The 2613-nt window shown below is 58.1% G+C and carries 2 protein-coding genes and 1 pseudogene; all 3 read left to right on the top strand.

The genetic code is table 11. From position 1 onward, the window contains the following. Positions 1-307 precede the first annotated feature (307 nt). Complete coding sequence (locus J0F76_RS20410) at positions 308-469, top strand: hypothetical protein (protein WP_207472295.1); 162 nt, start codon at positions 308-310, stop codon at positions 467-469. 30 nt (positions 470-499) lie between these two features. Then, entirely contained in the window at positions 500-1639 is a 1140-nt protein-coding gene (locus tag J0F76_RS20415; protein ID WP_341351632.1) for a glycosyltransferase family 2 protein, read from the top strand. Between the two features lie 640 nt (positions 1640-2279). Further along, positions 2280-2525 (top strand): annotated as a pseudogene (locus tag J0F76_RS20420) (transposase); the annotation flags it as partial. Between the last annotated feature and the right edge of the window lie 88 nt (positions 2526-2613).

A 2613-nucleotide genomic window follows, 5' to 3' on the forward strand; every position in this document is an offset into this window, starting at 1 on the left:
CGCCAGGCAGCATAATCTCAACCTACAGAGCCAGAGCCCTCCAGAGCAAAATCAGGTCGCCTGTTCCAAATCATTCGACGACGGACAGACGACGCCCGCGAGGCCGCCGCCAATCTCCTTGATGAAGTCTGCGAGGCTCATCGGGGGATGACCTCGCGCGGCAATGTCCGCTGCACTGTCATCGCGCGCGGGCCTCCTGTATTGATGTCTTGAGTGGTGCCGGTTTTTGCGTGACAGGCAGTCATTCACCGGGCAAATGTTCACACGCCACTAAGGGTGCTGTGTTCTGGTTTCGAAGAGGTTCCTCATGATTCGTCGCATCATAGATTGGTTGCTGCGCAACCATGATCCGGCCGAACAGGAGCGGCAGATGCACGAAGCTGAGAATAAATTCATCCGTGCACTTCGCTCGCACATAGATAGCGCAAGTGCAGCGCAGGCCAAATATATCAGTCAAGTTAGTGACTGAAATCTTGATGAGTAATAGCTTTTTCCAGAGGTGAAATTGGAGAATGAAGCTTTAGCTGAGGTACAGTCTTCAGGTGCTCTTTCGTGGTCAGCATGCATTCCAACGCTGAATCGCTTTGACGTTCTTCAGGTGAACCTGCGCTGCCTCCTGGCGCAGTCCCGCCTGCCCAAGCAGGTGATTATTGTCGATGCTAGCCAGGATGCAGAACAGCATCGCGCTGCCCTGCAGCCGTTGTTCTCTGGGACTGGTGTCGAGTTTATCCTTGAACCGGCATCGGCTAGGTCGTCAGCGGTGCAGCGCAATCAGGCTCTTTCCCATGTCACGGCCGATATCGTTCTGCTTCTGGATGATGACTCGCTCCTTTTCCCGGATTGCGCCGAGAAGTTCCTCGCGACATTCGAGGCCGATCACGAGCAGCGGGTCGCCGGTCTAGCTCTGCAGAATGTCAGTGAGCTTCCGCCGATTGCTGCTGCCTTGCTGGGAGGGTCCGATCAGGACGCATCTGCTATCGAGCAAAAGAAGGGTGGATCGACCGCGAACAAGTCTCGCTTGGCTTTCCTAGAAAAGTATCGCCTGTGGCGGTTCTTCCGGAAGGAAGTGCTGATGCAGGCGATGGACCGCATGTTCGTGCCCTATGACAGCCGTCGCCCCCGCCCCTCCTTGCAGCCGTCAGACAACCTGATCAAAGTAAGGCATCTGCCAGGTTATGGGATGGCGGTGCGCACGCACATAGCGCAGCGCGAGCAGTTCAACCCCTTCCTGCTGGCTTACTGCCCCTGCGAGGATCTGGACGCCAGCTATCGCTATGGAAGGCATGGCATCTGCGCTTTCTCTCCTGACGCACGACTGATGCATTATGAGGTAGAGGGAAGCCGCATAACCCGGATGCAAGCGACGTCCCTCGGCGTCTCGAACGTCGCTCTGTTCATCCACACCAACAGCGACTCCCCAACAAAGCACCGCGCTGCCTTCGCGGTCTTCGCTTTGCGGCGGCTTGTTGGGGAAACGCTAAAAGACTTCCTGTCGAAGCGGTTCGATTTTCCGCAAGCCAAGGGCGTGATGGCCGCCATACCGCGGTCCTATGGCATCTTTCGCCGACCCCTGCCTGATGCCCAGCGATGGTATCAGGAGCAGCAGCTTGAACTGCTGCAGAAGAAGAAGGCTGCATAAATGAACGGCGCTCTCGCGATGATGCGAAAGCGCCGCCGGTCGATCTAAGCTGCTTCCATCGCCCCGCGTGACGGCGTTCCCGCAGCGGCTTGCGGGTGCGCCGTGCTAGGGCGCCAGTTGCCGTAGAAGAGCCCAACTTCTGGCCCGGCATCTTGCTCTGCTGCTGCTGACTGGCACCGACACTCTGCTGTCAGGGATCGCCGCTGGTAGCGACGGCGGGCCCGTCGTTCACCTGGTTGCCCTATGACCGGCCGCAATCCGGGCGTTCCTGCTGGCCATCAAGCCGGTCTGAGGCCTGATCCTGGCGTAGCAGCGCGGCGGCTTTGGTGGCGGTATCCCAAGGCCCTATACGCTAGACCCGAAGAAAGAGAAACAGATCATCGAAGCCGTCGAGAACGGCAAGTCTGCGTTCAAAGCTGGTCAGAATGCCGGTCAGGTTCTCAAGGCGCAGTTGCGACAAGTGCGCCACCAGTAACGCGAAGCATTGGCTGGCGGATAAGGTTGTTCAGAGCCGACTAGCTAGTCCGGCCTGAACAACTCCTACTGCATTGAATTTGTGTGCTGAAGATGCGGTTTCATTCGCGTTGAATTGCAGGGTTTCGTATGCTTTGGCCAGAAACCCTGCAATTTTCGGTTGCCGATGAAACCCCATTCCCGCGCTCCTGAACAGGATGACCTGCTCCGTCCGAGACTGGTCGACATGATCGATGCGCGCCACGAGCTGGTGAAGCTCGCCGCACTGATCGACTGGGAGTTTTTCGAGCGGGAGTGGGCAACCTTCTTCCCTTCGCACCAAGGGCGGCCAGCGACATCTCCACGCCTGGTGGCGGGGCTGATGTATATCCAGCATGCCTTCAAGCTCTCGGACGAGGCGGTTGTCGCCCGGTGTGAGAACGGCGGTGAGAAATTAGGCCACGGAAGCGGCGGCATGGAGCTGCTGCGGGCGGCGTAAAAGTCGTCCACCCTTTCCCTTT

This window comes from Paracoccus fontiphilus (assembly GCF_017356265.1).
Classification (GTDB): domain Bacteria; phylum Pseudomonadota; class Alphaproteobacteria; order Rhodobacterales; family Rhodobacteraceae; genus Paracoccus; species Paracoccus fontiphilus.

What these genes read in the sequence shown, in the direction of transcription:
- J0F76_RS20410 (WP_207472295.1), top strand. Translation starts at nt 308, where the DNA reads ATGATTCGTCGCATCATAGATTGGTTGCTGCGCAACCATGATCCGGCC.